Genomic DNA, 15,364 nt, shown 5'->3' with positions numbered 1-15,364 from the left:
CGGGGTAAGGTCTACCGCTATTTTTTGGGGAACTTGGCTCATTTACTTCTTAATCCCGCTCGTCAATTCGATCTTCAGCACTATTTTCAAGTAGCTTTTCCAATATCCGGAACTGTTCGCCGCCCGCAACTTTTACCACCGCATGAATCGTCCGATGATGAAAGAAACGTCGCACTTGATCCAGGAGTGCCTTTTGGGCAGCGCGATCGCTCACTGATTGACTTAGCACTATCTCCAAGGCTGACCTTTGTGCGGTCTTCGCAGACCTATCCTCTTCACACGCCCGCAACATTTCGGTTAAACGCTCAAGCTGTTCGCCTTTCGTAGCGCGATCGGCTTCCGATTCGTTCAAAATCCTTGCCAAGGTCTCGACATACTCAACTCGAGCAATACGATCCTCTTCGGCTTCCTTCAACATCCTTGCCAAAGTCTCGACTTGCTCACCTCGCGCACTACGGTCCTCTTCAGCCTCCTTCAACATCCTTGCCAACGTCTCGACTTGCTCACCTCGCGCGCTACGATCCTCTTCAGCTTCCTTTAGCAAGCTATGCAACGTCGCAATTTGTTCAGTGGACTGGGCGGAATCTTCCTGCGCTTTATTTAACAAATCTGTCAACGTCTTCAACTGTTCACCTCGCGCGCTGCGATCCTCCTCAGATTCATTGAGCCGTCTCGTCAGTATCTCGATTTGCTGGCCTCGTGCAGCTCGGTCGGTTTCCGCCTCTTTCAAAAGGCTGGTCAATTCATCAATTTGTTCGCCCCGCGCAATGCGATCTGACTCCGAAGCAAGTTCGCGCTCACGTAGATCAAGCAACGCGAGGGCCATCCGTCCAACTGGACGCGACTCCAGCGTGGCACTTACATCATCTGTCGGCCGCCATGTCAAGTGAGTCCTACTTACAACGAAAAACATGTCGTAGTGTGCAAATATTGCGGGTTCGAAGTGGATGAACCTTGCGCCCAACCCACGGAACATTCTCGTGACCGATTCCCGGGTGAAGAGATATATGTGCTCCTCTGGAATCAACATCTCAAGGAAGCGATTCTTGCCCGCAACGAACTCTTCGTAGCTAGCACCGCCAATGAACTGCGGCGTTTGCAACAATAGCAATCCGTCTGGCTTTAAAAGCTCGAGACAACGTCCCATGGTAGTTGCCGGATCGGGCAAATGCTCGAGAACGTCCATTGCGACAAGCACATCAAGGCTGCCGGGCGTGATGTCTAGATTCTCGATCGGCCCCAGCGAAATGGGTACGCCAAACGTTTTTTGCGCGAAGTCAACTACCCACGGGCTTAATTCGACACCCGACGCGTCGAACCCGGCCATTCGCATCAAAGCGACGAAACTGCCGTGTGAGCAGCCCAGTTCTAACGCTTTTCCATCAGATGGCGAGCGATATTTGAGCAGCGTTTTTAGCCAATGTAGATTTCGCTCGGTCAGGTCAGTACGTGCTCTGGAAAATATGTCGGCCGTACCAAATTCGTCTTTCTGACGCTCGAGCCAATAGTTCTTGCCATAGAAGTCAGACTCGTCGTCATGAACTAACAATTTTTCAGGCGGCATTTCCAACAGATACACCAACGTGCCGCAAACCGTGCATTCGCCATAATCAGGACCAAATGGTTGATAGTCGGTGTTTCCGCACCAGCATGCGCGCATGATCATCCCCCGGGTTTGCGAATCACGAAAACCGCGCCGCAAGTGTCCTGCCAGTCGGTCTCCATATCTAGCAGGCCCTCAAATACCTTGCGAAATGCCGCAGGGAAATTTGCGTTAGCCGAAAGAAACGGATAGATAATGTCGCCCAGTTCGCCACCGGACTTTCGCTTGAGGTGCCAGAGGCTGTCCATCAATAGGAAGATTCCGCTATTGATTCTCGGCAGGATAGGTACGAGCGCCTCCACCTCCAGTCCCGCACGTTCGAAGCTTTTGGTCCATTCGTCGATAGTGAGTGGATTCGCGAGATGGTGGTACTCAAGGAAATCTTTCTGGAGCGAATCGGCAATCTTGTCGTGTCCTGCCATTGCAACCAGATTCGACAAAAGAGACCACTCGACAAACCTGTTAGTCACAACGCTGCCTACCAGCGTGCCGTTGGGTTTGAGACACCGATAAATCTCCGCCAGGACCGTGTCGAGATGATCCATGTGCTCGAGCGAGCAGTTAGCGAATACGTGATCGAAGCTTGCGTCGGGTTCGGGGACATTGTGCGCGGCTGTGACATAGACATCGCGATAAACGCCGCTGTTGCGGCCAAGTTCGGCGACTACCGGTTCCATGTCAACACCGACAACATTCTTCGCGTCCGGCCAGATCAGGTTGAAGTATCGGCCGTCGCCGCAGCCGAGATCGAGAACGCGGCCTACGATCGAAAAATTTTGATAAGCAGCATATTCCCAGGCGCGCCAGTGGCTGAGCGAAGGCACATGCGGATAAAGGACGCTGACCGCATCATAGCCTTCCAACAAAGAGTCGATTGAAAGAGTGAGAGTTTTCATTTCGAGGGTTGCCTGGTAATAGTGTTTACTTTTCGAGCAGGATGATGCACCGCGGATGGGGGTCGGACGGTACGATCGAATAGGTCCGAAAGTGCAGCCTCAGCGCCTTGATAAAGTTGTCAAGCGTGTACCAAGGCAACTGCTCAGGCGACCAAAGCGCCACGTGTTCGTCGTCGGCCGGAACGAACTCCACGATCGCGCGCCGCTTCGCTAGTCGCGCAATGGCGCCCGCCATTCCTTCGAAGGATACCCGCTGCTTAAACGCCAGATGATGCGTGACCGCCATGACCATCGCCGTGTCGCATGAAAGACGATCCTCCGCTCCCTGGATACTGTTAAAAATTCCCGATGTGCCTATTGGCCAAAGCAAATCATGGAATAATGGAAGAATGTCTGCTCCGCTCTGACGAGTCCGCGAATACAGAGCATTCAAGCACGCTTCCTCGATGTCGCAGGCGAGCACGCGTTTGCCAAGCGAAGCCGCAAGTTCGCTGTGCAAACCATTGTTAGTGCCGATATCGATCAGGGTTCTGCCCTGGTCGTCCTCAAGTATCCGATGAACAATGCGGTCTTTTTCACGCAACGATGACATGTCTACGAGACTCGACAGACGAGGCTGTGCGTAGGCCGACCATTCGCCCTCGACATGTGGCAGCACGAGGTTGGCGACATAGTCCGCAAGCGCCTCGAACGTCTGGGCTGTTAGCGCCTCGCACGCCGCGTGTGCGATCGCGTTCGCTTCGGCAGGCTCGTTAACTAAAAAAGGTTGTTCGATGATCTGATTGCCGACGCCTACCTTGTGTTCCCGCAGCATCGCGCGGGCGATTGGAGCATGCCCGATGGAAAACGCATGCAACGGTGCGAGGAGGAACTGTCTGAACTGCTTGTACCAAAGCGACCAGTTTATCTCCTTGACGGGCGCAATTGATCCCCAGTCCACGAAGTACGGCCGCGATCCATCGAACAAAACGTTCCACGGATGCGCATCCTTTAGGCAGAGGTTCGATTTGAGCAGAGCCGCACTTACTTTTAATATGCAAAGCGCCGCCTCGCGGAGCGCTTCGCCGCACCATTCTCCACGCAAAGTCACGAACGGAACCCTCTGATGCTCAATGACGAGCGGCGAGCCCTTTATAGTGAAGTCGCTCGGCCAAGTAGGTACCAGACCTTCATCGAACAGGTTTTGACTTCCAGCTAGCTCGATTGTGTCCTTCACAAAACCGGCATAGGCCGGGGAGATGGCTCGGAAAACCCGGTTGTCGAAATGGAAGACTTTGCCTACTGGATCAACCACGGAACTAGATTCGAATCGAATTTGATCAGCATGGAGTTCTATCATGTGCCTTCCTTCTCAACGCTTGTAACAAACAGGTCGCACGCGCCAGGTAGGTTCGCGAGACCGTGATGAGTCAACGCGATCCCGTCGCGGCGCAGGCCGACGGTAAAAGTCCCCGCATTACCCACAGAGAGTACGCGGTGTATCGAGTTAGACAGGTCGCCGTGAGACATATGTTCGCTGTGCCGGTATGTGTCGGCATCGGTGGTCGCCAGTCCAACTACAAAGCTGTATTCCCCCGGTGCGAGATCAAGCGCAATGCGCTGCCGATACCGCAGCGTTTGTCCAACGCGTGCGGAGTCCGGCGCATTCAGTTTATGCTGAATAGAGTTTTTGCCATGAACAAGCAAGCCTTTTTCATTCGCGATCGTAACCCCGAGGATTGGAACGTCGATATCCCTGAGCAGCCGATATTCGACAAAAAAGTCGGCCGTGTCGCCCATTTGGAAAACGCGTGCCGCTTCACCGGTTTCATCGCAGAGCGCTACCCCGATGAATTCTGCCTGCCCGGTACCTACGATATCCACTTTGTCGGTTTCGAAAAAAGCGTCGTCGGAAGGCCAGTCGAAACCCCGAGAGGCCGGCTTTTGATCGCCGCGCAGTTTCAACTTCTCCGCAATTCGCGTACGCGCCGTGATGCCTGGCACCGCATCACGTTGGAGCGCCATGTAACGACGGATGGCGGGTACGGGCTCCCCACTAAACATCTCCTCGCCATTGTTGAGTACTAGCACGCGCGTGCAGAACTGCGTAACCGTTGCCATATCGTGCGTCACGAGAACCACTGCAGCGCCACCGTCCACCAGTTCGCGAAGACGAGCAAAGCACTTCTGTGTGAAAAACACGTCGCCCACGGCGAGCGCCTCGTCAATGATTACGATCGATGCGTCGATGTGTGCTTGCACTGCAAACGCAAGGCGCACGAACATACCGCTCGAATAGGTCTTGACCGGCTGATCGATGAACGAGCCAATATCGGCAAAGTCGACTATCTGATCGTACCGCTCCTCTATTTGCTTTTGCGTTAGTCCGAGAATCCGCCCGTTTAGAAACACATTTTCGCGACCGGTGAACTCTGGATTAAAGCCGCTGCCCAGTTCGAGCAAGGCGGCGATACGCCCGTTGACCGCAACACTGCCGTTTGTGGGCGTTAGCGTTCCCGCGAGGAGTTGCAACAGCGTGCTTTTGCCGCTGCCATTCCGGCCAACGATCCCGAGCGTTTCTCCCGCGCGCACTTGTAGCGAAACATTGGTCAGCGCCCAGAATTCGCGGAAATAATGCGGCGGTGGCTTGAGCTTTGAGAGTCTGAAGGCACTCATGGTCCGATTGATCATTCGGAAGAAGCGCGGAAGGACGAGCTGCTTGAGTCGGTCTCGCGGCGTCTTGTAGATTTCGTATCGTTTGCTGAGATTCTGAATATCGATGACAATTTCTTTAGACGACATCAGCGAAACCCCGACGCGATTTCTGAAACCACCAATATCCCGTCTGAAAAACGACGAGGCCTGCTATGAGGCTGATGCCCCATGCTTGCCACTCAAACGACTTCCCCCACAGTAGTAGATTGCGTACCTGGATCACAGGCAGGGTAATCGGATTCCATATCAGGAACCCCTGATATGCTTTAGGCAACGATTCGATTGGATAGAACACCGGCGCGAGAAACATTGATATCGTGACGAGCATGCCAATCACTTGCGACAGATCTCGCAAGTACACTCCCAGCGACGCAAGAATCCATGACAAGCCAAGGATCATCAGGACCAAAGGAACTAGCGCGATCGGAATCAGCAAGCCTTCTATATGTAGTGTTGCGCCGGAAATTAGGCAGAATCCGATCAACGCGGCGAAGCTCACGAGAAAGTGCAGCAAGGCTGAAAGCAATGCCATCCAAGGCAGCATTTCGAGCGGGAACACTACCTTCGTAACATAGTTTGCGTGGCCAGTGATAAGCCCCGGAGAACGATTCAGACATTCCGCAAAGAACGTATGAACGATTATTCCCGAAAACAAGACAATGGCGAAAGCGACCTTGCTTTCATCGCTGTGACCACCCCAGCGTGCCTTGAATGCCACGCTGAAAACGAACGTATAAATTGCCAGCATGAAAAGCGGATTGAAGAGCGACCAGACGACACCGAGCATTGAGCCTTTGTAGCGACCAATGAAGTCCCGCTTCACTAGATCACGCAGCAAGTGCCGGTGCTGTGCGAGACTTCTCAGCATCGCGGCTGGTGATGCAGCGTATTTATCACTCATTAAACTAATCGGCCTCAATAATGGAAACCGCAAGCCCCGGCGAGATGCCGTTGCTCGACCGTACTGCGATTATCAGGTGCGCCCGTAGATGTCCTGGAATCGGACGATATCGTCTTCACCCAAGTACGGTCCGCTTTGAACCTCGATCATGACGAGGCTCAGGATGCCCGGGTTTTCAAGCCGATGTCTGTGGCCTGCAGGAATGTAGGTGGACTCATTGGTATTGATGAGCAGTTCCGCGTCGCCATTCACCACCTTCGCCATGCCGCGCACGACGATCCAATGCTCGCTGCGGTGATGGTGCATTTGCAGGCTCAGGCTCGCCCCCGGCTTCACTTCGATGCGTTTGATTTTGAAATCGTTGCCTTCCTCGAGAACGGTATACGTGCCCCATGGCCTGTGCACCGTCCGGTGCAGACGGTAAGCCTCATGGCCCTTGACCTTCAACTGTGAGTAGATCTGCTTGACGTCCTGGGCGCTTGACTTGTGAGCGACAAGAACCGCGTCCGGGGTGTCGATCAGGATCAAATCGTCCACGCCAACCGCGCCCATGAGCCGGTCATTACTGTGGATGATGCAGTTGTGGGTGTTGTGCATGAGCACGTCGCCCTGGATTCGGTTGCCGTTTGTATCCGGCTCGTCCAGATTACCTAGCGCAGTCCAGGAGCCGATGTCGCTCCAGCCCACATTGCACGGAACAACAGCGATTTGATCAGACTTCTCCATGATGGCGTAGTCGATCGACAAGTCCGGCACCAGCTTGAATGTGTTGGCGTCCAGCTCCAACTGGGTGTATCCCTTGCCTTCGGCCGACCGCGACTGCCTGGCGCAAGCGGCCGTGGCGTCAAGAATGTCCGGGCAGTGCAGCTTCATCTGCGCCAGCATTGCGCCCGCAGCGAAACAGAACATGCCCGAATTCCAGAGGAAGCGCCCAGAGTCCACATATTCCCGAGCTACCTCGATTGATGGTTTTTCGACAAATCGAATCACCGTGTTGCCTTCCGCCTCGATGTAGCCATAACCCGTCTCAGGGCTATCAGGATGAATGCCGAAGGTCACCAGCTTGCCTGATGCCGCTAGTTGGCTCGCCGTCCGTACGGCCTTCTCAAACGCCGCTTGGTCCGCGATCACATGATCTGCAGCGAGCACCAGCATGAGCGCGTCCGGGCCGTGTTTCTCGGCGACTTGCAGTGCGGCAATCGCGATGGCTGCGGCCGTATTGCGCCCGCAAGGTTCCAGCACGAAAGACACTGGTATCCCGGTCGTATTGACCTCGCGAAATTCATCTTGCGTGGCGAACAGCAATTCACGGTTCGTGACGGTCAAAATTTCCGTCAACCCTGAAAGCTGTGCACCCCGCAGGAAAGCCTTTTGCAAGAGACTCTGTCCGTCCGCCAGTCGGATAAACGGTTTTGGGTGAAGTTCGCGCGAAACGGGCCACAATCTGGAGCCAGCGCCGCCGCAAAGAATGGTCGTAATTAACTGCATGGACGTCCTTAGTAGGTCTCTTGGCTGTACGCCGTAAATGTGCTTATTGATCGAGGGACAAAGTCAGATGCACTTTCACTATCGAGCGCGCCGGTCGTCGCTTAAGACCGCGTACGCGCGATATAACTGGGGAACGGGTAATGATGGAAAGTTCCTTTTGCGACCAACGCAGCCCGCGTCGTTTAATAAGACATAGGATTGTGTGCTGAACGGTCATTCAGCCATGCGACCAGTGGAGCGTTGACAAAAGGGACGCAGCATTTCGAGATCCAGCGGGGCAGTGCAGCGCACCGGATTAACGGGTCGATAACTTGCCAGCCGCGCGCGGCCAACGACCGGCGCGTGTCACAATAAACGGGTCGGGCGAACTCGCTGGGGCGTTTCCCGCATCGGTTTTCGCGCTAACACCCTTTGCTGACTAAGCTTGGAGTATAGCAAACGCAATTAGAGCCCGGCAATTCCGGGCGCTCTGTAGACGTCGGATTTCACTCAGAAACGTCTCAGTTACGTCTCAGTTGTAACAAAAAAAATCTTGTTTGCTTTAACTGCGATCTCTCTTTGCTTAAAAGTTGCGCAGATTGCAATCCGCACAACACTTGCTGGCGCCATTGCGTAATTCTTTCTAAAATAGTTACCTGCGGTAAAATCAGCCGCGGTACTGGTCGGCAACAGATGCTTTCGTACCCACGCTTTGCGTCGCTTGCTGGTTGCCGCATCGTGTCCCCCGTGGTCGGTCAGCGCCGCAGGTACGTACCTAGAGTTGTTTTGCGCGGGTTTACACATAAAAACGAAAACGCACGATTGAAGCTATTAAGGCTTTCGGAAGAAGATCGTCGGGCCACTCGTGCCTGGGATCAGCCGTGCAACAGGACTTGAGAATGCACATCGGATTTGATATTTCGCAGACCGGTTCCGGGAAGGCTGGCTGCGGTTATTTTGCGCATGCGTTGGCCCACGCCATGATCAACATCGCGCCTGAGCACAATTTTTCGCTTTATCCGAGCTTCGGCGATTTCTACTTTGACGCCCTGATGCCGGTCATGAATCCTTATTCGGGAAGGAGCGTTGAGTATGGTCCCCGCCATCTCACGCGAGAGACCGCACGCGCATTCTGGACCAGCGCGGACGCCGAGCAGTCAATCGGCTCGCCCGATATCGTCCATTCGAACAACTTCTGGTCGCCATTGCAAATGACGTCAAGCCGGCTGATCTACACGTTCTACGATATGGGTTTTCTCATCGACCCAACGTGGACCACCGAGGCCAACCGGCTTGGATGCTTTGAGGGCGTCTTTCGTTCATCGGTCACGGCCGATTGGGTCGTGGCGATCTCCGAAGCTTCCCGTGTGCACTACCTGAAGGTCTTTCCGCATTTCCCGGAAGATCGAATCCGCGTGATCTATCCGTGTTCGCGCTTCGCGGATTCATCGGCGGTGGGCAAGCGCCCAAAGGCGCTCGACGGTATCCCGGCGGAGGGTTTCTGGTTGAATGTGGGTACGGTTGAGCCCAGAAAGAACCAGCGGCGTCTGGCGCAAAGCTACGCTGACTATCTCGAAGCTGGCGGCGAGCCCATGCCTCTCGTGCTGGCCGGTGGCAAGGGCTGGCTCATGGAGGATTTCCAGAAGCATCTGGCCGAGCTTGGTATTGAAGCGCAGGTCGTGATGACCGGCTATGTGACGGACGAAGAGTTGATCTGGCTATACAGGAACTGCTACGCGAATCTTTACCCGTCACTGTTTGAAGGCTTCGGACTGCCGGTCCTCGAAGGGATGCAGTTTGGTGCGCCGACTATCACCACCACTTCGAGCTCGGTACCCGAGGTAGCTGGCGATGCTGCAATCCTGTTGGACCCCGAGGACACAAATGGCTGGACGCAAGCCATGCTTCGACTTGTAGCGAATCGCAACGAGCGGGACGCACTGAGCATTGCATCCGTGAAGCGGGCCGGGCAGTTCGACTGGCAGCGGAGTGCAGGCGATCTGCTGCAGCTTTACGAAGATGCAGTGGCAGCGCCGAAACGATAGGTAACGAAATGAGAGCAGTGGTTACCTTATAGTCAATGCCGCTTGATAGACTCTCGAAGATCATCGCAGTTATTTCCGGCCGTTTGCAAAGCAGCCTTTCGGGATACTACAGAACTGAGGTCTATCGATGCCATGTTTCAGTACCAATGCCAGCAGGTCCTGTTGTCCTCCGCCTGCGTCTCGTAGCATCCGCAGTGGCCGTGAAGGGTGTCCATGAGCGCTGCCGTCCTCGTATCGGGCGCCAACGGATTCGTTGGGCGCACAGTAGTAAAAGCATTGATCGAACGAGGCGATGACGTCATCGGTCTGGTGCGGCGTCCGCAATCAGATATGCTGGGGGTGCGTGAATGGGTGCTTGAAGGGGACGGTTTTGCCGGCATCGAGGATAGCTGGCCTCCAAGCTACAGATGCGGCTCGGTCATTCATCTCGCCGCCCGCGTGCACATGATGCAGGACACTGCTACCGACCCGCTGGCCGCGTACCGGGAGACTAACGTCAGAGGGACTTTGCGGCTTGCAAAAGCATCCCATGCGGCTGGCGCCCAGCGCTTTGTTTTTGTCAGTAGCGTCAAGGCGGTGGGCGACAGCGATCATGGCCGACCGCTCCGCGAGTTCGACCAACCCGCTCCGAATGACCCTTACGGCGTGTCTAAATTGGAAGCCGAGCAGGCGTTGCTTGCGTATGGTGTTGAAAGCGGTCTGGAAATCGTGATCGTGCGGCCGCCCCTGGTTTACGGCCCCGGGGTGCGGGCCAACTTCCTTCGGTTGATGCACGGGATCGCCGCGGGCGTTCCATTGCCCCTCGGCGCAATTCCTGCGCGGCGAAGCATGATTTTTGTCGGGAATCTCGCCCACGTTCTGATCCAGTGCGCAACTGATCCGCGCGCAGCCGGCCGCACTTTCAACGTCACAGATACCCACGACCTCACGGTAACCGAACTGGCTCGCATGCTGGCGGCGAAGTTGAACGCGCCCGCGCGGCTCTTGGCCGTTCCGGCATCGTGGCTTCGCTTCGCGGGCACGCTGATCCACAAGACAGAACAAGTGGAGCGGCTGATCAGCAGCCTGCAACTCGATACGAGCCTGATTTGCGAAGTCCTGAACTGGCGCCCGCCTTATTCGACCGAGGAAGGTCTGTCGTTGACGGCGGCCTGGTATCGCTCGACACATTGAGACATCCGCATGCAGCTTGATTTGTCACACGCCGGTACGGTGGCCGACGCGTTCATTTGCGTACTCATAGGCGTGTGCGTGAGTGCGGTCATTTTGTGGACGTTACTTAAGACCGGGCTGGCGTGGCAGTTGGCCACTGATATCCCGAATGACCGCTCTCTGCACACTCGTCCCACGCCACGCGTAGGTGGATGGGGCGTAGTGCCCGCGCTAGCGCTGGCCATTTTTCTCTATGCACCCGATTTTCGCCTGATTGCTTTCGGCGCGTTGTTGCTTGGCATGATTTCCCAGATCGATGACCGGCGTGGCTTGCCGGCACGCGTCCGCTTTGCGGCTCATGTCTTGGTGGTCGCCGCGGCGATCGCCTGGAGCACCGTCGATACCGCCTGGTGGCTAGCGCTGCTCGCGGTAGTTGCCCTGGTCTGGGTAGTCAATCTCTACAATTTCATGGACGGTTCTGACGGGCTGGCCGGCGGCATGGCGGTATCGGGCTTCGGTTTTTATGCGGTTGCCGCGCTTGCGGCTCAGCCTTCTTTGGCGGCTGCGGCAGCGGGTGTCGCGGGGGCGGGTATCGGATTCTTGATTTTTAATTCTCATCCGGCCAAGATATTCCTAGGCGATGCAGGTTCCATACCGCTCGGTTTCCTCGCCGGCGCGCTGGGTTTCTGGGGCTGGCAACACGGCGCGTGGCCTATCTGGTTCCCGGCGATGGCGTTCGCGCCATTCGTCGTCGACGCCACTGTGACGCTTGGCCGCCGCCTGGCGCGGGGTGAAAAGGTGTGGCTGGCGCATCGCGAACATTACTATCAGCGGCTGGTGCAAATGACCGGAAGCCATGTCCGGGTTGCCGTGGCGTATTACTTGCTTATGTTGGGAAGTGGCGGGGCGGCACTCATAGCACTTCACGTGCCTCTTGCAGTCCAATGGGTGCTGTTCGGGGCCTGGTACGGTGCCCTGGCGATGGTTGGCTGGCAGATCGACCGCCGTTGGCGGCAATTCACCCTCACTCAAGATAAGCATAACGATGCGAATTAAGCCTTCATGGCTCTCTTTGGCGGCATTTGGATTCGATGTCGTAGCGGTGGTCGTCGCGTGGCTCGCTGCGTATTCCCTTCGCTTCAATGGCTCGGTTCCCGACGATTTCTGGCACGGCGCCATCACCGCGCTTGTGTGGGTCGTGGTCATCTATGCGGTGATGTTTCGCATTTTCGGGCTGTATCGCGGCATGTGGGTCTTCGCGAGCTTGCCAGACCTCATGCGGATATCGAAAGCCGTCGCGAGCGGGGCGCTGATAGTGGTGATCGGCGCGGCCATGTTGCAGCCGTTGCCTATCATTCCGCGGTCAGTTCTTATTGTGTCGCCGTTGCTGCTGTTCATGGCAACGGGCGGCTCGCGCGCGTTGTATCGGGCCGTGAAGGAGTTTTATCTTTACGGCGGGCTGATCGGCAAGGGCAAGCCGGTGATCGTGCTTGGCGCCGGCACCGCCGGCGCGAACCTCGTGCGCGAACTCGCGCGTTCCAGCGAATGGCGCCTTGTCGGCCTTCTCGACGACGACCCCGCCAAGTGCGGCCGCGAAATCCTTGGTCATAAGGTTCTGGGATCAATTGGCGAATTACCGCTCTGGGCCGAACAGCTCAAAGCCGATACCGCGATCATCGCGATTCCTTCCGCATCAGTCGGTGCCCAGCGCCGCGTCGCGACAATGTGTGTACGCGCGGGTGTTAAGGCGATGGTCTTGCCCGCACTAACCGTGCTCACGCAAGGCCAGGCGTTCCTTTCGCGCGTTCGTCAAATCGACCTTGAAGATTTGCTTGGCCGTGAGCCGGTGAAGATCGACATGCCGCACGTGGAAGCACTGCTGCATGGCCGCGTGGTCATGGTGACGGGGGCGGGCGGGTCTATCGGTTCGGAGCTGTGTCGGCAGATCCTGCGCTTTTCGCCGGCGCAACTGGTTGCGTACGACCTGAGCGAATACGCGATGTATTTGCTGGTCGAAGAGTTGCATGAGCGGTTCCCGGAATTGTCGGTGATTCCAGTTATTGGCGACGCCAAGGATTCCCTGCTGCTCGACCAGACCATGTCGCGCTTCGCGCCGCATATTGTGTTTCACGCGGCGGCGTACAAGCATGTACCGCTCATGGAAGAGCAGAATGCATGGGCCGCGGTGCGCAATAACGTTCTGGGTACATTACGGGTGGCGCGCGCGGCAATTCGTCATCAAGTCAGCCATTTCGTGCTGATTTCCACCGACAAAGCCGTCAACCCGACCAACGTTATGGGCGCGAGCAAGCGGCTTGCGGAAATGGCGTGCCAGGCGCTGCAGCAAACCGCGCCGCGCACGCAGTTCGAGACAGTGCGATTTGGCAACGTGCTAGGCAGCGCGGGCAGCGTGATTCCGAAATTCCAGCAGCAGATTGCGAAGGGTGGACCGGTGACGGTGACACACCCGGAAATCACGCGCTTTTTCATGACGATCCCCGAGGCCGCGCAATTGGTGTTGCAGGCGTCGAGCATGGGGCGCGGCGGCGAGATCTTTATTCTCGACATGGGCCAGCCGGTGCGGATCGTGGATCTCGCGCGCGATTTGATTCGCTTATATGGCTTCACGGAGGAGCAGATCCGAATCGTTTTCACGGGTTTGCGCCCAGGCGAGAAGCTGTACGAAGAATTGCTCGCCGATGACGAGACCACCACCCGTACACCGCATCCAAAATTACGCATCGCGCAAGCGCGCGGAGTTGCTGATCATTTTCTCGATGAACTGCTGCCGTGGCTAATGCAGCATCGCGTGTTGGCCGACGAAGAAGTGCGTCGTGACCTGCGGCGTTGGGTGCCTGAATATCAAACGTCTATGCAGCCGGTCTTGCAATCGATTCAGTCTGCGAATCGGTAATCCACCTCCGCATGCGATTTCGATAAGGTCCAGGCTCGGCAGGCTTAGCCGCTAGGGAGAGTCTGTTCAGATCCTACTCACCTCTGTTTTACCGTAAGGCGCCCCAGCACGTTACTTAGGACGTTTTCCACAAAGTCCGCATCGTCGGGGACATGCAACCTTCTTTTCGACGCAGCCCCGTCCATCGGCTCGCTCGCGTTAGTAAAGCCCTTCATCAAAAAGTCAACGGAGTTCGATTATGGACCTGAGGATATAGTAGATATTATGTAGTCCCGATTGATAGGTCACTACTCAACGCTAAAGCGCCGGAGATTTTTTTCGTAGAGGTTTCAAAGGAAGCTACCGTAAAAGGCACTCGACAGCATCTTAGCTCCGGGATTTGGCAAGGATCTCCGAAAAGTGTCAGGGCTACGACCTAGTTTCTCGCAACGTTGGTAGCAGCCTCTGAATACTTGACTTCATATTGGACGGGACATCATAAGTCGGCTCTCCATATGGTGAACGAAAACAACCGGATGGAAAACCTATGTCGCCCTTCGAGTACGTACGTGCCGCATATCGCCTTCGCCGTAAGCTCGCGGTTGAACTACTTATGTTATTGGCGCTCGCTGTAATTGTCACTTATCACGTAATGACCGGGTCAGTCTTGGACTGCGTCTTGCGATGAGTCCAGAGGCCAGCCGGTGAAGACGGGTGATCCTCGATCATCAACACTGCCCTGCAGTGGTCGACGAAACGCACATTTACGCATTCAAATTTTCGAAAATGTTCAGAAATAGTTTGGAAGTACCCTGTCGTCCACTCAGAATGTCCCCGTCAGAGCATCACGGCTATATGTATTAATACGTCTCCTTTCTAATGCCGCTAACGCAGCGCTCGCTGCGAGGGCCCGCTAGTGATAGAACTCTGTGCCCACTTCATCTTTTTGCGTCGCACGTGATGTTGCTGAGATAACAGACGTCAAGTGGTGTATTGCATCTTCGCTAACCTAAACAAAATTCACACTGAATCAGGTTGTGTCGGAAATTTCGTTATGCAAAACAAAGGAGGAAGGTGTCGTTGAACCTTATAAGGCGGTGCCCATCTTCGTGCTGAATTGCCGTCTCCCGTTCCATAAAAAAATTCCCACGGTTAGGATAATTCTTATCTCTCTCAAAGCTGGTTGAGCTGCGCGGGAACTTCGTCGATATTTAAAAAATTTAGTTATCCTATCTATTAGATATTTCGATTTGTTAAATACGCATGAATTTGTCGAGGTTTGCGACCACGCGTCGACTAATCGGGATTCAAAAAAGATGCCTCTATACCGTACTTGTTCCAGCCTTGACTTTCGCCGTGGCCTGCGACGATGAAGAAATCGGGTCTGCTATTGGAGCACCCGATGTCAACCATCGACTGGAGCAACACTATGACGTTACTAACAAGTCTTCGCGAGCTTGACTGGACTCGCGGCATTCGATTCTGGATTCTTGTCGCAGCGATTTTCGCCACGTCAGAAACCGCATTTTTATTCCGGCGTGCGGCGCTCATGCATCGTAAGGGCGGGGGCGACAATGTATAGTAGATTTATAGGACTACATTGGATCGTTCGCCGCGTGATTCTCGCCGTGATGTTCTATGTGATTTTCGCGGTCGATATCGGTTGTTTCCCTAAAAGCGATTTCACAGTTTCGCTTATGCTAGTTTCTTTGG

At 55.3% G+C, this 15,364-nt stretch carries 11 protein-coding genes; 5 read left to right on the top strand and 6 right to left on the bottom strand.

Features of this window, described 5'->3' with window-relative positions; translation table 11 throughout:
- Positions 1-49: 49 nt before the first annotated feature.
- Genes ACRWA7_RS29625 through ACRWA7_RS29600 form a run of 6 tightly spaced genes read right to left on the bottom strand, consistent with a single transcriptional unit; the run spans position 50 to position 7,582 of the window.
- Entirely contained in the window at positions 50-1,666 is a 1,617-nt protein-coding gene (locus ACRWA7_RS29625) for a methyltransferase domain-containing protein (protein WP_438394101.1), read from the bottom strand.
- Entirely contained in the window at positions 1,663-2,499 is an 837-nt protein-coding gene (locus ACRWA7_RS29620) for a class I SAM-dependent methyltransferase (protein WP_438394099.1), read from the bottom strand. The genes ACRWA7_RS29625 and ACRWA7_RS29620 overlap by 4 nt, the downstream gene beginning before the upstream one ends.
- 25 nt (positions 2,500-2,524) lie before the next feature.
- Positions 2,525-3,838, bottom strand: coding sequence for a hypothetical protein (locus ACRWA7_RS29615; protein WP_438394096.1), 1,314 nt, complete (start codon positions 3,836-3,838; stop codon positions 2,525-2,527).
- Positions 3,835-5,280 (bottom strand): ABC transporter ATP-binding protein, encoded by a 1,446-nt coding sequence (locus ACRWA7_RS29610; RefSeq protein WP_438394095.1) that lies wholly within the window; start codon positions 5,278-5,280, stop codon positions 3,835-3,837. Before ACRWA7_RS29610 ends, ACRWA7_RS29615 begins: the two co-directional genes overlap by 4 nt.
- Entirely contained in the window at positions 5,270-6,112 is an 843-nt protein-coding gene (locus ACRWA7_RS29605) for an ABC transporter permease (protein ID WP_438394092.1), read from the bottom strand. The genes ACRWA7_RS29610 and ACRWA7_RS29605 overlap by 11 nt, the downstream gene beginning before the upstream one ends.
- 54 nt (positions 6,113-6,166) lie before the next feature.
- Positions 6,167-7,582, bottom strand: a complete 1,416-nt coding sequence (locus tag ACRWA7_RS29600) for a mannose-1-phosphate guanylyltransferase/mannose-6-phosphate isomerase (RefSeq protein WP_438394089.1) — start codon at positions 7,580-7,582, stop codon at positions 6,167-6,169.
- A gap of 878 nt (positions 7,583-8,460) precedes the next feature.
- On the opposite strand from ACRWA7_RS29600, the gene ACRWA7_RS29595 reads away from it, so the two are divergent.
- From ACRWA7_RS29595 to ACRWA7_RS29575, 5 genes are all read left to right on the top strand, one after another.
- Positions 8,461-9,606 (top strand): glycosyltransferase family 4 protein, encoded by a 1,146-nt coding sequence (locus tag ACRWA7_RS29595; RefSeq protein ID WP_438394087.1) that lies wholly within the window; start codon positions 8,461-8,463, stop codon positions 9,604-9,606.
- Between the two features lie 213 nt (positions 9,607-9,819).
- A complete protein-coding gene (locus ACRWA7_RS29590; protein WP_438394084.1) occupies positions 9,820-10,779 on the top strand; it encodes a UDP-glucose 4-epimerase family protein in 960 nt (319 codons plus the stop codon).
- A gap of 9 nt (positions 10,780-10,788) precedes the next feature.
- Positions 10,789-11,814, top strand: coding sequence for an MraY family glycosyltransferase (locus tag ACRWA7_RS29585; protein WP_438394083.1), 1,026 nt, complete (start codon positions 10,789-10,791; stop codon positions 11,812-11,814).
- On the top strand, positions 11,804-13,672 hold the full coding sequence (locus ACRWA7_RS29580) for a polysaccharide biosynthesis protein (protein ID WP_438394080.1): 1,869 nt from the start codon (positions 11,804-11,806) through the stop codon (positions 13,670-13,672). The genes ACRWA7_RS29585 and ACRWA7_RS29580 overlap by 11 nt, the downstream gene beginning before the upstream one ends.
- Positions 13,673-15,053: 1,381 nt before the next feature.
- Positions 15,054-15,233, top strand: coding sequence for a hypothetical protein (locus ACRWA7_RS29575; RefSeq protein WP_157766714.1), 180 nt, complete (start codon positions 15,054-15,056; stop codon positions 15,231-15,233).
- Positions 15,234-15,364: the final 131 nt, after the last annotated feature.

It is taken from the genome of Caballeronia sp. DA-9, assembly GCF_051615025.1.
Taxonomy (GTDB): domain Bacteria; phylum Pseudomonadota; class Gammaproteobacteria; order Burkholderiales; family Burkholderiaceae; genus Caballeronia; species Caballeronia sordidicola.
This window is presented reverse-complemented; position numbering and strand designations above follow the sequence as displayed.

Bases quoted from the DNA above. Each gene is read 5' to 3' on its own strand.
- ACRWA7_RS29625 (WP_438394101.1), bottom strand. From the start codon at position 1,666: ATGATCATGCGCGCATGCTGGTGCGGAAACACCGACTATCAACCATTT.
- ACRWA7_RS29620 (WP_438394099.1), bottom strand. From the start codon at position 2,499: ATGAAAACTCTCACTCTTTCAATCGACTCTTTGTTGGAAGGCTATGAT.
- ACRWA7_RS29615 (WP_438394096.1), bottom strand. From the start codon at position 3,838: ATGATAGAACTCCATGCTGATCAAATTCGATTCGAATCTAGTTCCGTG.
- ACRWA7_RS29610 (WP_438394095.1), bottom strand. From the start codon at position 5,280: ATGTCGTCTAAAGAAATTGTCATCGATATTCAGAATCTCAGCAAACGA.
- ACRWA7_RS29600 (WP_438394089.1), bottom strand. From the start codon at position 7,582: ATGCAGTTAATTACGACCATTCTTTGCGGCGGCGCTGGCTCCAGATTG.
- ACRWA7_RS29595 (WP_438394087.1), top strand. From the start codon at position 8,461: ATGCACATCGGATTTGATATTTCGCAGACCGGTTCCGGGAAGGCTGGC.
- ACRWA7_RS29590 (WP_438394084.1), top strand. From the start codon at position 9,820: ATGAGCGCTGCCGTCCTCGTATCGGGCGCCAACGGATTCGTTGGGCGC.
- ACRWA7_RS29585 (WP_438394083.1), top strand. From the start codon at position 10,789: ATGCAGCTTGATTTGTCACACGCCGGTACGGTGGCCGACGCGTTCATT.
- ACRWA7_RS29580 (WP_438394080.1), top strand. From the start codon at position 11,804: ATGCGAATTAAGCCTTCATGGCTCTCTTTGGCGGCATTTGGATTCGAT.
- ACRWA7_RS29575 (WP_157766714.1), top strand. From the start codon at position 15,054: ATGTCAACCATCGACTGGAGCAACACTATGACGTTACTAACAAGTCTT.